At 66.1% G+C, this 17,658-nt stretch carries 13 protein-coding genes; 11 read left to right on the forward strand and 2 right to left on the reverse strand.

What is annotated here, in order from left to right; genetic code table 11:
• Nucleotides 1-43: 43 nt before the first annotated feature.
• Entirely contained in the window at nucleotides 44-1,288 is a 1,245-nt protein-coding gene (locus tag ACZ89F_RS08500; protein ID WP_476091278.1) for an ATP-binding protein, read from the reverse strand.
• Nucleotides 1,285-2,013 carry a response regulator gene (locus ACZ89F_RS08505; protein ID WP_476091279.1) on the reverse strand — a complete coding sequence of 243 codons (729 nt, stop codon included), beginning with the start codon at nucleotides 2,011-2,013 and terminating at the stop codon, nucleotides 1,285-1,287. The genes ACZ89F_RS08500 and ACZ89F_RS08505 overlap by 4 nt, the downstream gene beginning before the upstream one ends.
• 211 nt (nucleotides 2,014-2,224) lie before the next feature.
• Here ACZ89F_RS08505 and ACZ89F_RS08510 point away from each other — a divergent pair, with 211 nt between their 5' ends.
• From ACZ89F_RS08510 to ACZ89F_RS08560, 11 genes are all read left to right on the forward strand, one after another.
• On the forward strand, nucleotides 2,225-2,923 hold the full coding sequence (locus ACZ89F_RS08510) for a hypothetical protein (RefSeq protein WP_476091280.1): 699 nt from the start codon (nucleotides 2,225-2,227) through the stop codon (nucleotides 2,921-2,923).
• A 160-nt stretch (nucleotides 2,924-3,083) separates the two neighbouring features.
• The gene (locus ACZ89F_RS08515; RefSeq protein ID WP_476091281.1) at nucleotides 3,084-3,278 is read left to right on the forward strand and encodes a hypothetical protein; all 195 of its coding nucleotides are present in this window, start codon (nucleotides 3,084-3,086) and stop codon (nucleotides 3,276-3,278) included.
• Nucleotides 3,241-4,413 (forward strand): efflux RND transporter periplasmic adaptor subunit, encoded by a 1,173-nt coding sequence (locus ACZ89F_RS08520; RefSeq protein WP_476091282.1) that lies wholly within the window; start codon nucleotides 3,241-3,243, stop codon nucleotides 4,411-4,413. The genes ACZ89F_RS08515 and ACZ89F_RS08520 overlap by 38 nt, the downstream gene beginning before the upstream one ends.
• Nucleotides 4,410-7,559 (forward strand): efflux RND transporter permease subunit, encoded by a 3,150-nt coding sequence (locus ACZ89F_RS08525; RefSeq protein WP_476091283.1) that lies wholly within the window; start codon nucleotides 4,410-4,412, stop codon nucleotides 7,557-7,559. The genes ACZ89F_RS08520 and ACZ89F_RS08525 overlap by 4 nt, the downstream gene beginning before the upstream one ends.
• Nucleotides 7,543-8,814, forward strand: a complete 1,272-nt coding sequence (locus ACZ89F_RS08530) for an efflux RND transporter periplasmic adaptor subunit (RefSeq protein ID WP_476091284.1) — start codon at nucleotides 7,543-7,545, stop codon at nucleotides 8,812-8,814. The genes ACZ89F_RS08525 and ACZ89F_RS08530 overlap by 17 nt, the downstream gene beginning before the upstream one ends.
• A 3-nt stretch (nucleotides 8,815-8,817) precedes the next feature.
• Nucleotides 8,818-11,961, forward strand: coding sequence for an efflux RND transporter permease subunit (locus ACZ89F_RS08535; RefSeq protein ID WP_476091285.1), 3,144 nt, complete (start codon nucleotides 8,818-8,820; stop codon nucleotides 11,959-11,961).
• Between the two features lie 11 nt (nucleotides 11,962-11,972).
• Nucleotides 11,973-13,463, forward strand: coding sequence for an efflux transporter outer membrane subunit (locus tag ACZ89F_RS08540; RefSeq protein WP_476091286.1), 1,491 nt, complete (start codon nucleotides 11,973-11,975; stop codon nucleotides 13,461-13,463).
• A 158-nt stretch (nucleotides 13,464-13,621) separates the two neighbouring features.
• On the forward strand, nucleotides 13,622-14,707 hold the full coding sequence (locus ACZ89F_RS08545; protein ID WP_476091287.1) for a sensor histidine kinase: 1,086 nt from the start codon (nucleotides 13,622-13,624) through the stop codon (nucleotides 14,705-14,707).
• 226 nt (nucleotides 14,708-14,933) lie between these two features.
• Entirely contained in the window at nucleotides 14,934-16,064 is a 1,131-nt protein-coding gene (locus tag ACZ89F_RS08550; RefSeq protein WP_476091288.1) for an ROK family transcriptional regulator, read from the forward strand.
• On the forward strand, nucleotides 16,061-16,864 hold the full coding sequence (locus ACZ89F_RS08555) for an ABC transporter permease (protein WP_476091289.1): 804 nt from the start codon (nucleotides 16,061-16,063) through the stop codon (nucleotides 16,862-16,864). The genes ACZ89F_RS08550 and ACZ89F_RS08555 overlap by 4 nt, the downstream gene beginning before the upstream one ends.
• An 11-nt stretch (nucleotides 16,865-16,875) precedes the next feature.
• Nucleotides 16,876-17,634, forward strand: a complete 759-nt coding sequence (locus ACZ89F_RS08560; protein ID WP_476097246.1) for an ABC transporter ATP-binding protein — start codon at nucleotides 16,876-16,878, stop codon at nucleotides 17,632-17,634.
• The last annotated feature ends 24 nt before the right edge of the window (nucleotides 17,635-17,658 follow it).

Here is a 17,658-nt window from a genome sequence, read left to right on the forward strand (position 1 = left end):
CCGTTTCGGCGACCCCGGTGTCATCTGGTTCCTTGCGTCGACATCAGGCAACCGCCTCGAACACCACCGTCTGCTCCAGCCCGCCGCCCCGCCGGTTCTGCAGCGTCACCGTCCCGCCGTAGCGCTCGATGATTTCCTTGGCGATGGCGAGGCCCAGGCCAGCGCCGGGAATGGATTGCAGGCGGCCAGGGTCGACGCGGAAGAAGGGCTCGAACGCCTTGTTCAGCAGCTCCGTCGGAATGCCCGGCCCATGGTCTGATATGGTCAGCACGGCGCGATTGTCGGCCACGGCAAGGTCGATGCTGCACGCCTTGCCATGGGTGGCAGCGTTGACGATCAGGTTGCGGAGCGCCCGGCGCAGGCCGAGTGCGCCGGCCCGCACGCAAACCTTGTCCAGGTGCCCGATGGAGACGGGATGGCCGAGCGACACCATCTCGGCTTCGATGTCGCGCACGGTCTTTTCGAGATCCACCGGTTCGACGGCGTCCTGGTTCACCTCTTCGCGGACCAGCCGAATGGCGCTGTCGGCGATGCGGTCGAGCTCGTCGAGGTCGTGAAGCCATTTGTCGCGCTCGTCGTCGAGGAATTCGGCGCGCAGCCGCATGCGCGTCATCGGCGTGCGCAGATCATGGCCGGCGGCGGCGACCAGCCGCATGCGGCTTTCCATGGCCACCTTCAGCCGCGACGAGAGCTGGTTCAGCGCCTGCGCGGTGGCCTTGACCTCGGCCGAACCCACTTCCGGCACCGCCGCCAGCACGCCATCCGAACCGATCTTGGAGACGGCGGCCTCCAGCATCTCGAGCGGCCGGATCAGCACCGAGGTGAAATAGACCGACACCGCCGTGGCGCCGGCGACGATCAGCGAGATCCAGCCGGCCAGAATCAGCCATTCGCGCCTTGGCGGATCGATGTGGGGGACCTCCATGATCGCCCAGCGATGGTCGGGCAGGCGCACCGATGCAAGCTGGCCGGGTTCATTCGCCTTGTCGCTGACGACGGCCAGGACGTCGAAGCCCCGGCGGCGCAATATGTCGTTGAGCATCGCGGTTTCCGGGCGAGCCACCTTGCCGCCCGCCGGGTGGTCGGCGAATTGCACTTGCAGGACGTCCGGGATCGGGCCGGGCAGCAGCCGCATCACCAGCTCCATCTGCTGGGCAATCCAGGGCACGGTCAGTTCCGGAGGCGGCCCGCCGCCGCGCACGCTGATGACGGCGGCCGTCGCCAGGCCGACGACGCCGACGATCGAGGCGACCAGCAGCAGGATGAGGCGGCGGCGCAGCGAGTTCACGCGTGGCTCTCCACTGTGTCGACGCGCGCGGTGAGCTGGTAGCCGCCATTGCGCACCGTCTTGAACAGCGGCCCGTCGCCGGTATCGCTGAATTTGCGGCGCAGCCGGCTCACCAGCACATCGACCGAGCGTTCGAGCGGATCGCGTTCGCGGCCTTGCGTCAGATCAAGCAGCTGGTCGCGCGACAGAAGCCGGCCGGGACGGTCGAGAAACACCTGCAACAGGTCGAACTCGGCGCCGGTCAGATCGACGGCGACGCCTTGCGCGTCCGTCACCTTGCGGGTGTCCGGCTCCAGCCTGTAGCTGGCAAAGCGGTAGATGCGGGCGCGCGCCGGCGCCGGCGCCTCCTCGGGCGTCGAGCGCCTGAGCACCGCGCGGATGCGGGCGATGAGTTCGCGCGGGTTGAACGGTTTGCCGAGATAGTCGTCGGCGCCAAGCTCCAGTCCGATGATGCGGTCGACGTCTTCCTTCAGCGCCGTCAGCAGGATGACCGGGATGTGCGGCTTGCGGTCGCGCAGGCTCCGGCAGATATCGAGCCCGGAGCCGTCCGGCAGCATGACGTCGAGCACGATCAGGTCGAACTGGCCCGTGCCGAGCCGCTGCTCGCACTCGCGCCGGTCCGCCGCCGCGGTGACGCGAAAGCCCTGGCTGTCGAGATAGCGCTGGAGAAGCGTCCTGATCTCGCGGTCGTCGTCGACGACGAGGATATGGGGTTGTGACTGCATCAATCGTGCCCTTGCCTTGGTCGCGATTATAGGGAGAGCCGCGCCCAAGCGGCATGGAAAATTGCAACCGAACGTTTCTGGCAGGTCGGTGGAAACATTCGGAAACAAATTGCCCTTTTGCGGAAACCTTCGGCAACATGCCGACGCGAAGCAGACAAACACGCTTCCTATCCTCTCATTTGTCCGAAGCATGAGAGAAAGGAACACCGTCATGCGTAGCAGACTTCTTGCGCTCGGCCTGTTTTCCGTCGCCGCAATTCACCCCGCGCTGGCGGCACAGCCCGACCCGGGTGCTGCCCCCGGCGAGCCGCCACCGGCCATGGCGATGCAGGATGGGCCAGACCATGGCCCGATGGCTGGACCGGGCCCGCATGGACCGATGCGGCATGGTCCGCAGAGCTTTGGCCCACAGGGTTTTGGCCCGCAAGGTTCTGGACCCGAAGGCTTTGGGCCCCGCCGCATGGGTCCGCCGCCGGAGTTCATGCTGGCCGCCCGGCTGGCCGCGCTCGAGACCCGCGTCGGCATCCGCAGCGAACAGCTCGACGCCTGGCGCGACTACACCAGCGCGCTGCAGGCGGTGCTTTCGCCGTCACGGCCCGACCATGGTCCCGGCGGGCCGAAAGCAAAAGGCCCTGACGCGGCAGACCCGGGTGGCAAGCCCGATCCCTTCGCCTTCCAGGAAAAGCTGGCCGATGACGTCACCGCCCGTGCCGTTTCGGCCGGCAAACTGAAGGACGCGATCGCGGCACTGCGCGCCAAGCTGACGCCCGAACAGCTCGAAATCCTCGCTTCGGCGGAACGTCCCCACGGACCACCCCCCGGTCCCTGGGGCGGTCCGCCGGATGATGCAGCCGGCCCCAGAGGCCTGCCCAACGATGGCAGTCGGCCGCCCCAGCCCGGGAACGGCTGATAACCCTGACCGGCTGCGCCGGCCGGCCCGGTACCCAACCCGTTCTCGGGCCGGCCGGTCTCTTCAGGGATGGCGGGCGTATCTCCGCCATCCCTCGTATTCAAATCATGCCCAGTTCAAATCATACAATGGAAGCACGACAATGTGGGAAGCCATGATCATGCTGCGGCTCCTCGCATCCGCCAGCCCGAGATTGTCGCTCGGCCATGCCGGACGCGGTCTTCCGCTGTCCTTGCCGGCCGACACGCTGAAGGGCGCGATCCGCCTGAGCTTCGCCGCCTGGCGGCTGTCGCTTCCACCAAGCAGTCACTCAGATCATGGCAACCACGCAAATCATGACCGCCAGATCGCGTAAGACCTATCTTGTCCTGGCCGGCGTGCTGATCGTCCTGGTCGCGATGGCGGCGCTGAGCGCCTATGGCCGCGCGACAGTCGAGCCCGCCGCGCAGGCCGTGGCGCCGTCGCCTGCGGCCAGCCTGACGGTTTCGGTCGAAAAGGTGCGCTCCGAGCCGATCGCCTCGTCGATCAGCGCCACCGGCACCGTTGCCGCCTGGCAGGAAGCGACCATCGGCGCCGAGGCATCGGGCCTGAAATTGACCGAGGTGCTGGTTGCCGAAGGTGACCATGTGCGGGCCGGCGACGTCGTCGCGCGGCTCGACGCCTCGGTGCTCAAGGCACAACTGGCGGAGCAGAAAGCCGCGGTCGACCAGGCCCAGGCGACACTGGACACGGCGATCTCCGCCGCCGGCCGCGCCGACAGGCTGCTGGCAAGCAAGGCGATCAGCACCGAGACCGCCGAGGAAAAGGCGACCGCCGTCAAGACCGGCCGGGCACAGGTCGAGCAGGCCAAGGCCGCCGCCGACAGGCTGCAGGCCGAACTCGAACAGGCAACCATCCGTGCGCCCTTCGACGGCATCGTCTCCAGCCGGCCGGCGGTGGCCGGTTCGATCGTCCAGGCCGGCACCGAATTGATGAAGATCATACGCGACGGCAGGCTGGAAGTCGGCGCCCTTGTGCCCGAAAAGCAGCTTCCGGCGGTTTCGGTCGGGCAGGCGGCAAACGTCGTCGACGCTTCGGGCCGGACCTTTTCCGGCAGCGTGTCCTCGATCGCGCAGACGGTGAGTTCGACGACGCGGCTTGCCACCGTCTATGTCGCGCTCGGCGAGGGCTCGGGGCTGCGGCCCGGCATGTTCGCCCGCGTCTCGATCGCGTCCGCCGCCGCGCAGCGGTTGAGCGTCGCTGAAACCGCTCTTGTCTGGCAGGACGGCAAGCCCATGGTCTTCGTGGTCGACGCCGGCAAGGCCGGGGCGCGGCAGGTAACGGTCGGGGCGCGCCAGAACGGCCGGGTCGCCATCGAAAGCGGGCTGTCGGAAGGTGACAGCGTCGTCATTGCCGGCGCCGGCTTCCTCGGCGACGGCAATCTCGTGCGGGTTGCCAATGCCGAAACGGCCAATGGGGCCGAAGCGGGTGCGACGGAGACGGCGCGATGAACGCCATCTCGTCCTGGTCGATCCGCAACCCGGTGCCGACCATCGTGCTGTTCCTGTCGCTGACCATCGCCGGCCTCTACGGCTTCACCCAGCTGCGCACCAACAACATGCCCGACATCGACCTGCCGACGGTCACCGTCACGGTCTCGCAGCCGGGCGCCGCACCGAGCGAAATGGAGGTGCAGGTCGCCCGCGTGGTCGAGAACGCGGTGGCGACGCTCGAAGGCGTCGACGACGTCTCGACCACGATCAGCGAGGGATCCTCCGTCACCATGGTCGAGTTCACGCTGGGTACCGATCCCGAGACGGCCACCAACGACGTCCGCAACGCTGTGTCCGAGGTGCAGTCCAGCCTGCCGGCCGCAGCCCAGACTCCTGTTGTGGCCAAGGTCAGCGCATCAGGCAATTCGGTGCTGACCTATGTCGTCGAGGCCCCCGCAATGTCGCCGGACGCGCTGAGCTGGTACATCGACAATGACGTCGCCAAGGCGCTGCTCGGCGTCGATGGCGTCTCCAAGATCACCCGTTCCGGTGGTGTCGATCGGGTCATCCGCGTCGAGCTCGACCCGGACCGGCTCGCCGCGCTCGGCATCAGTGCTGGCGACGTCAGCCAGACGCTCGCCTCCAACAACGTCAACCAGCCGGGCGGCCGCGCGACAGTCGGCGGCCAGGAGCAATCGGTGCGCACGCTGGCAAGTGCTGCAAGCGTCGAGGCGCTGGCCGATACACGCATCGCGCTGTCGGGCGTCGGCGACGTCAAGCTCGCCGATCTCGGCACGGTGGTCGACAGCTGGGAAAAGCCGCGTCAGGCCGCCTATCTCGACGGCAGGCAGGTCGTTGCCTTCAACGTCTACCGGTCGGTCGGGTCGAGCGAGATCGACGTGGTCAAGGCCGCGCGCGCCGCGATCGCCGGGATTGCGTCGAAGACCGACGCGGCAAAGTTCACCGAGGTCACTTCGTCCTCCGGTTTCGTGCAGGAAAGCTACGATGCCGCGTTCGAAGCGCTCTGGCTCGGCGCGCTGCTCGCCATCGGTGTCGTCTGGCTGTTCCTGCGCGACATCAGGGCGACGCTGGTGTCGGCAGTCGCCATGCCATTGTCGCTGATCCCGACTTTCGCGGTGATGGCGGCGTTCGACATCTCGCTCAACAACATCACCTTGCTGGCGCTGTCGCTGGTGGTCGGCATCCTCGTCGACGACGCCATTGTCGAGATCGAGAACATCGTGCGCCATATGCGCCAGACCGGCGCCAGCGCCTACCAAGCGGCGATCGAGGCAGCCGATGAGATCGGCCTTGCCGTGGTGGCGACCACGGCGACCATCGTTGCCGTGTTCCTGCCGGTCGCCTTCATGCCCGGCATTCCGGGAAAATTCTTCTTCTCCTTCGCCGTCGCGGTCTGCGTGTCGGTGCTGTTCTCGCTGCTGGTGGCGCGCATGCTCACGCCGCTGATGGGCGCCTATCTGGTGCGCGCCGGCGGTCATAGCGAGGACGACATGCCGGCCTGGGTGCCGACCTATCTGTGGCTGCTGCGCAAGGCGCTCCATCACCGCTGGATCACGCTTTTCGCCGGCATCGCCTTCTTCGCCGGCTCGCTGGTGCTGGCGACCAAACTGCCGACCGAATTCATGGCGGCGACCGATCGCGGCCGCTCGATGATCTCCGTCGAGTTGCAGCCGGGATCGACGATCGAGCAGACGACCGCAGTCGTGCAGCAGATCACCAGCCGCCTGAAGGGCGAGCCGGCGGTCGACAGCATCTTCGCCACCATCGGCACCGCCGCGGCCTCGGGCGGCGGGCCGAACCGGGGTTCGACATCAGCCGAGGTGCGCACCGCCAACGTCACCGTCAATCTGAAGCCGCGCGGCGAGCGCGCCGTGAGCCAGCAGCAGTTCGAGGCCGAGGCATCGCCAAAACTCAACGACATTCCCGGCGCGCGCATCCAGTTCGGCGCCGACGGCTTTGCCGGCGCCAAGGTGGCGATCACGCTGGTCGGCGACGATGGCGAGGCGTTGCGGAAGGCGAGCGATGCGCTGATCGACGGGATGAAGTCGGTGCCCGGCCTCATCAACCCGACCTCGACGGCGGCGACGACCAAGCCGGAACTGATCGTGCGCCCCGACAGCGCCAGGGCGGCCGAACTCGGTGTCACGCCGACCGAGATCGCGGCGACGGTGAAGATCGCCACCATCGGCGATACCGACACCAGCCTGGCCAAGTTCAATCTCGGCGACCGCCAGGTGGCCATCGTCGTGACCTTGCCCGACGGCGCCATCGCCGATCCGTCGAGACTGGCGCTGCTGCCGCTGAGAGGCAGCAAGGGCACCGTGCCGCTCGGCGCCGTCGCCGATATCGGCTTCAATGCCGGGCCGAACAGCATCACACGGGTGGAGCGCAGCCGCAGCGCCACCGTCGAGGCGGACCTTTCCGGCCTGACGCTCGGCGAGGCGACGACTGCCATACGCGCCTTGCCGGCGATGCGAAACCTGCCGGCGGGCGTCCGCGAACTGGCGCGCGGCGACGCCGCGCGCATGCAGGAACTGTTCTCGGGCTTCGCCACCGCGATCGCGGCCGGCATCCTCTTGATGTACCTGACGCTGGTTCTGCTTTTCCGCAGCTTCGTGCAGCCGGTCACCATCCTCGTCGCGCTGCCGCTTTCGGTCGGCGGTGCGCTCGGCTTCATGCTGGTCACCGGCAAGGCGCTTGGCATATCGCCGTTGATCGGGATATTGATGCTGATGGGCATCGCGGCCAAGAACTCGATCCTGCTTGTCGAGTACGCTCTGGTCGCAGAGAAGGAGCGCGACATGAGCCGCTTCGAGGCATTGCTCGATGCCGCCCGCAAGCGGGCACGGCCGATTGTCATGACATCGATCGCCATGGGCGCGGGCATGCTGCCGATCGCGCTCGGCATCGGCGCCGACGCCGAGACCCGCGCGCCGATGGCGATCGCCGTGATCGGCGGCCTTATTTCCTCGACAGTACTCAGCCTCGTCTATGTTCCGGTGATCTATACTTTCATGGACGACATCCAGCGCTTCCTTGGCCGGCATCTCGGCCGGCTCCTGGTCGAACGATCCGATCCCGACAGCCAGACGGCGACCGCAACTCAAGCGAAAGATCATCCAGGCCATGTCTATCCAGTCTAGTCCGTCTTCCCTGCCGGCACGCCGTCTCGCACCCTGGGCGGGACTGTTTGCCGCCACCGTTCTGCTGGCCGCCTGCTCGCAGGAGAGCAGCGCTCCCGCCGGCATGGGCGCGGCCGGCAAGCCGGAAGTCGGCGTCGTCACCTTGCATCCGCAGTCGGTGGCGATCACCGCCGAACTGTCGGGGCGCACGGCGGCCTCGCTGATTGCCGAGGTGCGCCCGCAGGTGAACGGCATCATCCAGCAGCGCCTTTTCAAGGAGGGCAGCGAGGTGGCGGCGGGACAGCCGCTCTACCTCATCGATCCGGCAAGCTACAAGGCGTCCTATGACAGCGCGGTCGCCGCACAGCAGAAGGCCGAAGCGGCGGTGCCTACCGCGCAGGCGAAGTTCGACCGTTATGCTGGCCTGTTGAAGCAGAACGTTGTTTCCAAACAGGATTATGACGATGCCGCCGCCACGCTGGCGCAGGCGCAAGCCGATGTCGCCTCGGCCAAGGCCAGCGCTGAAACAGCGCGCATCAGCCTCGACCGCACCTCGATCACGGCGCCGATCGCCGGCCGCATCGACAAATCCACGCTGACGCCCGGCGCGCTGGTGACCGCCAACCAGGACACGGTGCTGACCACCATCCGTGCGCTCGATCCGATCAACGTCGATGTCACGCAGTCGAGCACCAATCTGCTCAATCTGCGCCAGGCCATCTCGGAAGGGCGGCTGAAGTTCAGCGGCCCCAATGTCAGCGTCAAGCTGAAGCTCGAGAACGGCACCATCTACACGCAGACCGGCAAGATGGAATTCGCCGGCGCCAATGTCGACCAGACCACCGGCACCTTCGCGCTCAGGGCCGAGTTCCCCAATCCCGACCGCCTGCTTTTGCCCGGCATGTATGTGCGGGCGCTGGTCGAGGAGGGCGTTGCCCAGAACAGTTTCCTGGTGCCGCAGCGCGGCGTCAGCCGCAACACCAAGGGTGAGGCGACGGCCATGGTCATCAATGCGCAGGGCAAGGTCGAGACGCGGGTGCTCACTGTCCGCAACAGCGTCGGCAACAACTGGCTGGTGGATTCAGGGGTCGGCGACGGCGACCGCGTCATCGTCGAGGGCATGCAGCTCGTGCGCCCCGGCGGCGACGCAACCGGCGTCGAAGTGACGATCGACGAGACGACCGGCGAGGTCAAGGACCGCGGGCAGGGCGCTTCGGCCGCGCCAGCCGCGTCCAACGCCGCCAAACCAGCGGCTGCCGCCGCGACCGGGAACTGAGCGATGTCCGTATTCTTCATCAACCGGCCGATCTTCGCCTGGGTGATCGCCATCGTGATCATGCTGGGCGGCCTCTTGGCGCTCACCTCGCTGCCGATCTCGCAATATCCGCAGATCGCGCCGACCACGGTCAACATCAGCGCCACCTATCCGGGCGCCGACGCATCGACGGTGGAGAATTCGGTGACCAAGGTCATCGAGCAAGGCATGACCGGCATCGACAATCTCGACTACATGACGGCGACGTCGACCTCGACCGGTTCGGCCTCGATCACGCTGACCTTCACCACATCAGCCGATCCCGACACCGCCCAGGTGCAGACGCAAAACAAGCTGCAGCTGGTGCAGTCGCAGCTGCCGCAGGTGGTGCAGAGCAACGGCATCACTGTCTCCAAATCCTCGACCGGCTTCCTGATGGTCATCGGCTTCGTCTCGACCGACGGCAAGATGAACTCGACCGATCTCGCCGACTATGTCGACGCCACCGTCAACGACACGCTGAAGCGCGTCGAGGGCGTTGGCTCGACGCAGCTGTTCGGTTCCGGCTATGCCATGCGCATCTGGCTCGACCCCGACAAGCTCGCCAAATATGCCCTGATGCCGAGTGACGTTGCCTCGGCGATCGAGGCGCAGAACACGCAGGTTTCGGCCGGTCAGCTCGGCGGCCTGCCGGCGCGCAAGGGTCAGCAGCTCAACGCCACTGTGACGGCCAAGAGCCGGCTGCAGACCGCTGAACAGTTCCGCAACATCATCCTGAAGAGCCAGACGGACGGGTCGCTGGTTCGCCTCAACGACGTTGCTACCGTCGAACTCGGCGCCGAAAGCTATACGACGCAGGCCAACTACAATGGCAAGCCGGCGGCCGGCGTGGCCGTCAACCTGGCGACCGGCGCCAACGCTATCAACACCGCCGAGGCGGTGCGCTCGACGATCGCCCGGCTGAGCTCGACCTTTCCGCAAGGCGTCGAGGTCGTCTATCCCTACGACACTTCGCCCTTCGTGCGGCTGTCGATCGAGGAGGTGGTCAAGACGCTGGCCGAGGCGATCGTGCTGGTGTTCCTGGTGATGTTCATCTTCCTGCAGAATTTGCGGGCCACCATCATCCCGACAATCGCCGTGCCGGTGGTGCTGCTCGGCACGTTCGGCGTGCTGTCTTTGTTCGGCTATTCGGTCAACACGCTGACCATGTTCGCCATGGTGCTCGCCATCGGCCTGTTGGTCGACGACGCCATCGTCGTCGTCGAGAATGTCGAACGCGTGATGCAGGAGGAGGGCCTGTCGCCGAAGGAGGCGACGCGCAAGTCGATGCACGAGATCACCGGCGCGCTGATCGGCATCGCCACCGTGCTTTCGGCCGTGTTCGTGCCGATGGCTTTCTTCGGCGGCTCGACCGGCATCATCTACCGGCAATTCTCGGTGACCATCGTGTCGGCGATGGTGCTGTCGGTGCTGGTAGCACTCGTGCTGACGCCGGCACTGTGCGCGACCATCCTGCGGCCGCCCAAGGACCATGCGACGCAGACCGGTCCGTTCGGCTGGTTCAACCGGGTCTTCGATCGTGGCACGCTTGCCTATCGCGATGGCTCGCAGGGCATCATCAACCGGTCCTGGCGCTTCCTTGTCGTGTTCCTCGCCATCGTCGTTGCCGTGGGCTGGATGTTTGCCCGGCTGCCGAGTTCGTTTCTGCCGGAAGAGGACCAGGGCATCCTTATCACCAGCGTGCAGCTGCCGGTCGGCGCGACGCAGGACCGCACCGAGCGCGTGCTGGCAGAAGTGACCGACCACTATCTGAAGGACGAGAAGGATGTCGTAGACGGGGTGTTCACCGCTTCCGGCTTCGGTTTCGGCGGTGCCGGACAGAATGTCGGCATCGCTTTCGTGCGGCTGAAGGATTTCGACCTGCGGAAATCACCGGCTTCCGCCGCACAGGCGATCGCCGGCCGCGCCATGGGAGCGTTTTCGAAGATCAGGGATGCGCAGGTCTTCGCGCTTGCGCCTCCCGCCATCCAGGGCTTCGGAAACACCAATGGCTTCGACTTCTACCTGCAGGACGTCAACGGCGCCGGCCATGACGCCCTGATCCAGACGCGCAACCAGCTTCTGGCCCTTGCCGGGCAGAGCAAGGTGCTCGCCAACACCCGCCCCAATGGCCAGGAGGACCAGCCGCAATTCTCGGTCGATATCGACCAGGAAAAGGCCAGCGCGCTGGGCGTCAGCCTGGCCGACATCAACAACACGCTGTCGACCGCCTGGGGCAGCGACTACGTCAACGATTTCATCGACCGTGGGCGGGTGAAGCCGGTCTATCTGCAGTCGGACCCGAACTTCCGTATGCAGCCGGAAGACCTGGAGAAATGGCAGGTCCGCAATGCCAGCGGCGCCATGGTGCCGTTCTCGGCCTTCGCCTCCAGCCACTGGACATTCGGCTCGCCCAGGCTGGAGCGCTACAATGGTTCGGCGGCGGTCGAAATCCAGGGCGCGGCGGCCACGGGCGTCAGTTCGGGTGCCGCCATGGACGAGATCGACAAGCTCGTCGCGCAGCTGCCAGCCGGATATTCGCACGAATGGACCGGCCTGTCGCACCAGGAGCGGCTTTCCGGCAATCAGGCGCTGTCGCTCTATGCGATCTCGGCGCTGGTCGTGTTCCTGTGCCTGGCAGCACTTTATGAGAGCTGGTCGATCCCGTTCGCGGTCATGCTCTCGGTGCCGATCGGCATCTTCGGCGCGCTGCTGGCGGCGAGCCTGTTCGGCCAGTCCAACGACGTCTATTTCAAGGTCGGCCTTTTGACCACGATCGGTCTCGCCGCCAAGAACGCCATCCTCATCGTCGAGTTCGCCATCGAGCGGCAGACCGCCGGAATGGGGCTCGTCGAGGCGACACTGGAGGCGGCGCGACAACGACTGCGACCCATCCTGATGACGTCGCTGGCCTTTATCCTCGGCGTGTTGCCGCTGGCGATTGCCAGCGGTGCGGGCTCCGGCGCGCAGAACTCCGTCGGCATCGGCGTCATGGGCGGCATGATCGCGGCGACCGTGATCGGCGTGTTCCTGGTGCCGCTGCTGTTCGTCACGGTGCGGCGCATCTTCAAGGGCAAGGTGGCAAAACAAGATACGGGCGAGACGCCGGTGACGGCCAACCAGCAATAAGGGTTCTTTCCATGACAGGTTTTCAACGTGGCTCGGTGGCCGCGAGGCGGCTCATTGTGCCTATGCTTACCGCTATCCTGCTGGCAGGATGCGTCGTCGGTCCGGATTATCAGGCACCCATGCTGGCGATGCCGGCGAGCTGGAGCGGCCAGAAGCCGACAAAGCCGGCCCAGCCCGCGCAACTGTCGAAATGGTGGCAGAGGCTGCGCGATCCGCAATTGAACACACTGATCGATGAAGCGGTGGTCGGCAATCTCGATGTCGCCACCGCCAAGGCCAAGATCCGCGAGGCGCGTGCCAGCTATCGCCAGAGCGCCGGCACCTTGCTGCCCTCGGTGGACGGCTCCGGCTCGGCTACCCGCAACAAATCGTCCGCAACCACGTCCGGCTCAAGCACCACCTACAGCGAGTACCAGGCCGGCTTCGACGCCAGTTGGGAACTCGACCTGTTCGGCGCCAACCGCAGGGGTGTCGAGGCCGCACGTTATGGGCTGGACGCCTCGCAGGAGGAGCTGCGCTCGACGCTTCTGACGCTGGTTGGCGATGTGGCATCCTATTATGCGCAGGCGCGCGGCTATCAGGCCCGCATCGCGCTCGCCCGGCGCTCTGCCGCGTCGCAAAGGCAGACCGCCGAACTCACCCGCACGATGGCAGTGGCGGGCACGGCAACCGCCGCCGACGTCGCCAAGGCGATGGGGCAGGCGGCGAGCACCGAAGCCGCCGTGCCGACACTGGAAGCAAGCTATGCCGAGGCCGTGCATCGTCTCTCGGTGCTGACCGGCCGCCCGCCGGCCGCACTCAGTGATCGGCTGAAGCGCAGCGCGCCGATCCCGACGCCGCGCCTGCCGATCCCGACCGGCATTCCCGCCGACATCCTTTTGTCGCGGCCCGATGTGCGCATGGCGGAACGGCAATACGCGCAATACACCGCCAAGATCGGCCAGGCCGAGGCGGCCCGCTATCCCTCGGTCAGCCTGACCGGAGACATCAGCACGGCGGCGCTGAAGCTCGGCGACCTCGGCAAGAATTCGTCGATCGGCTGGTCGTTCGGGCCGACGCTCAGCGTGCCGGTGTTCAATGCCGGCCAGTTGCAGGCGGCCGTCGAGGTCGCCAAGGCGCAGCGCGATCAATATTTCATCGCCTACCGTTCTTCGGTGCTGACGGCGCTCGAGGATGTGGAGAACGCGCTCGTGCTGTTGTCGCAGGAGCGTATCAGGATCGGCAAGCTCGCCTCTTCGGCGAAATCCTATGGCGATGCCGCGCGCCTTGAAGGCACGCTCTACAAGGCCGGTGAGACAAGCCTCCTCGATGTGCTCGACGCCCAGCGCTCGCTCTATTCGGCCGAGGACACGCTGCTGCAAAGCCGCGTCTTGCTGGCGACCAACTACATCGCCCTCAACAAGGCGCTCGGCGGCGGCTGGGATGGCACGGTCGACAGCGCCAAGCCGGAGATCGTCGACGTCAAGACGGGGCCTCGGCTGGCGTCGAAGCCGGCCTCGTGAGGCGCTCCCAAGGCCTCGGTTGCTTGCTTCGAGGCGGCTGCGCCACACGTCGCTCATCGCCGATGCGGCGCGTGAAAATGCCGCCTCCAGCTTTGGTGATGGCGGGCGCGTCGCTTGGCTGATATTGATGACGTCCACGCATAGTACAGGCGCCACAGATGACATCCGATACACAGAAGGCCGAAGCGGTCGGGCAGTTGCTCGAAACGCCGGACCTTGCCAGCGCGCTGGAGAGCGAGCAGTTCAAGAAGTTCCTCGATCAGGTGCCGATCGCCATTGCGGTCTCGGACCTGGGTTCGAAGGAGCGTGTCGTCTATGCCAACCCGGAATTCGAGAGACTGTCCGGCCTCAAGGCGGCGACGCTCGCCCAGAAGCACTGGGCGGCTCTTTCCGGCACCGGTCTGCACCGGCAAAAGGACCGGGCGCTGTTCGAGGCCGTGGTCGAGGAGACCGATTTCGTCGGCACGTTCCGGCTGGAGCGGACGGAAGACCAACCGGCGATCGTTGACGTCTATTCCAATGTCATCGAGGACGACAATGGCAAGGTCTGCTTCCGGCTGGTGGCGCTGGTCGACGTCTCGGCCCACGGCGAAACGGAGGATGCGCGATCGATCGAGGAGCGCATCCGCGAGAAAGACACGCTGTTGCGCGAACTGCAGCACCGGGTGAAGAACAATCTGCAGATGATCACCGCGCTGATCCGGATGGAGACGCGCAACGCGGCCGAGCCGGACCAGAAGCGTTTCGAGAGGCTGGCGGGGCGCGTCGACGCGCTGGCGATCCTCTACCAGACGCTGTCGGGGGACGATGACAAGGATGAGGTCGATCTTGGCGTCTATCTCAGCCAGATCGCGTCGGCGGTGATGAACTCGCACGCCGTCGAGGGCATCCGCCTCGATATGAGGGTCGATACCTATCCGGTGTCGATCAATGTCGCCATGCCGACCGGGCTGGTGGTGAATGAACTTTTGACCAATGCGCTCAAACATGCCTTCCAGGGGCGCGACGGCGGCACGATCACGCTGCATAGCATCGTTGACGGCGATGGCTGCCGCATCGTGATCGCCGATGACGGCATCGGTCTGCCGGAGGGCGAGACCTGGCCCAAGAGCGGCAAGCTCGGCGCGCTGATCGCCCGTTCGCTGACCGAGAATGCCAAGGCGGAATTCGACGTCAATTCGAGCGCCGGCGAGGGCACGAGGGTCACCATCGTCTTCAAGCGCTCGGCTGCCGCCGCCGGCTAGTCCGGGAAACCAAGCGGAACGGATGGCCGTAACCGCTTGGTTGATTTTCGACCTCATACCGGCCCTTGCCCCAGCCTGCAGCTCCCCTCCGCATCCATGCCGCCTAATTCCAGCGGCAGGGAAGGGCGGAACCCAATTGCATCCACGCCAGTCGCGAAGCCGTGCTTTCCCGTGCTTGACAGGCATAATTAATTTATTAACATTAGAAAATAATAGGGAGGAAGGAATGGGCGCGCATCACGGAGCGATCCTGCGAATCCTGCGCGACGACGGTCCGCAGTCGCGCGCCAAACTGGCGCGGCGCACCTCGCTGTCGCCCACCGCGCTTACCCATCTGACGGCCCATCTCCTGAGGGAGGGCACCGTGGTCGAGCTCAACCAGGCCACTGCCGGCGATGCGCCCGTCGGCCGGCCGGCGATCGGCGTCGCGCTGGTGCCCGACGCCCTGTCCGTGGTTGGCGTGCACATCGGCGCCGGAACCATCCATGCCACGATCACCGACCTCAGGGCCGCCTCGAAAGCCATGGCTTCGCAGCATTTCGACACCGCCACCAGCGAACCCGCCGCGGTGATCGGCATGGTCGTACGGATCGTCGAGCAATTGATCAAGAAAACCGGCGTCGATCGTTCGCGTCTCATCGGCCTGGGGCTCGGCGTGCCGGGACCGGTGGACACCAAGCGGCGCCGCAACCTGCAGTCGGTCAACTATGACTGGAAGGATGTGCCGTTCGCCGACGAGCTCGAAACGGCGCTCCGCATGCCGGTGGTGGTCGAGCACAATGTCAGCGCGATGGCGCTGGCGGAATCGCGCTACGGCATCGGGCGCGACACGACCGCGCTGCTCTACATCTACCTGCGCACCGGCCTCGGCGCCGGCCTGGTGATCAACGGCATGCCGTTCCGCCCCGGCGGCTACGGGGCCGTCGAGCTCGGCCATGTCCAGGTGGTCGAGGATGGCGAGCGCTGCGCCTGCGGCAATGTGGGCTGTCTGGAGACGTTTCTGTCCGAACGCGCGCTGGCCCGCGCGGCCCATGTCGACACGCCTCATCCCAGGCACCTGCTGGCCGCGGTGGAAAAATACCCCGAGGCGTGGGACGCCGCACTCCGGCATCTGACGACGGCGATCGCCACCGCGACCAACCTGCTCAACCCCGACCTGATCGTCTTTGGCGGTCATCTGGCCGAAGCGCCGGAAAGCTTCATCGATCATATAAGGCGGGGCGTGCCGCCACGCGTGCTACCGCCGATGCGCGACGTTCTGCGGATCGAGCGGTCGAGCCTTGGTCCCGGCGCCGGCGCCATCGGCGCTGCTGCGGCGGCGCTCGACCATTTTTTCTACTCGGGGGTGTCGCGATGAGCGAGGCGCCGAAGACGGCACGCTCCAGCGGCGGGCCGCCGGAAGGTTCGGGCGTCGATTACGCCGGCCTTGCGCTCAATCTTTGCGGGCTCGTCGCCGGCATTGCCATCTGGTGGGTGCTGACGGCGGGCGGTGCGGTTGGCCTGCCGCCGCCACCCGAGGTCGCCTCGAGGTTTGCCGATCTCATCGCCAACGGGCAGCTCGCCACCGACATCATGTCCAGCCTGGCGCGGGTGCTGACCGGCTTTCTCCTCGGCGTCATCCTGGCGATCCCGGTGGGCTTCGTCATGGGCTGGTACAAGGTCGCGCGTTCGCTCATCGAGCCGTATCTGCAGTTCTTCCGCATGATCCCGCCGCTTGCCATCATTCCGCTGGCGATCGTGACGATGGGCATCGACGAGACGCCGAAGGTCTTCGTCATCTTCCTGGCGTCCTTCCTGGCCAGTGTCGTCGCCACCTATCAGGGCGTCATCAGCGTCGACAAGACGATGATCAACGCCGCACGCGTGCTCGGCGCCAGGGACATGACGATCTTCCTGCGCGTCATCATTCCCGCATCGACGCCGTTCATCCTGGTCGGCGTGCGCATCGGCCTCGGCTCAGCCTGGGCGACGCTGGTGGCCGCCGAACTGATCGCCGCGCAGACCGGCCTCGGTTTTCGCATGCAGCAGGCGCAGCTCTACTACGACCTGCCGACCATCTTCGTCAGCCTGATCACCATCGGCCTTCTCGGCCTCGCCATGGATCGCATCCTTTTGGTGATCGAGCGCCGGCTGACCATCTGGCAGGAGCGCGTGTGATGCCGCCCAAGATCGTCCCAAAGATCGTCTTCGACAATGTCACGCGCCGGTTCGACCTCAAGGACAATGCCTTCATCGCGCTCGACCGGCTGTCGCTCGACATTGCCGACGGCGAGTTCGTCACCGTCGTCGGTCCGTCCGGCTGCGGCAAGTCGACGGCGCTCAACATCGCGGCCGGCCTGTTGAAGCCGAGCGAGGGCACGGTGCTGGTCGACGGCAAGGCGGTCGAAGGGCCGGGCCCGGAGCGCGGCATGATCTTTCAGCAATATGCGCTGTTTCCCTGGCTCACCGTGCGGCAGAACGTCGAGTTCGGGCTGCGCATCAAGGGCGAGGGGGCTTCGCGCCGCAGGCAGATCGCCGAGCGCTTCATCGACCTTGTCGGCCTCGGCGATTTCGCCGATGCGCTGCCGAAGACGCTGTCTGGCGGCATGAAGCAGCGCTGCGCGATTGCCCGGGCCTATGCGGTGGACCCCTCCATCCTTTTGATGGACGAACCCTTCGGGGCGCTCGACGCGCTGACCCGCGTGCAGCTCCAGGACCAGTTGCTCGACACCTGGAGCCGGGAGCGGCGCACCGTGATGTTCATCACCCACGATGTCGACGAGGCGGTCTACCTCGCCAACCGCGTCATCGTCATGGCGGCGCGGCCCGGCCGGCTGAAGGAGATCATCGACGTCGGCCTGCCTTACCCAAGGACCGAGGAAATCCGGCTTTCGGCGGCATTCATGAGCATTCGCAACCGCGTCTGGCAAGCCGTTTACCACCAGTAACAGTGACAGTGACAGGAGGAGAGT

Source organism: Mesorhizobium sp. USDA 3734, assembly GCF_056279665.1.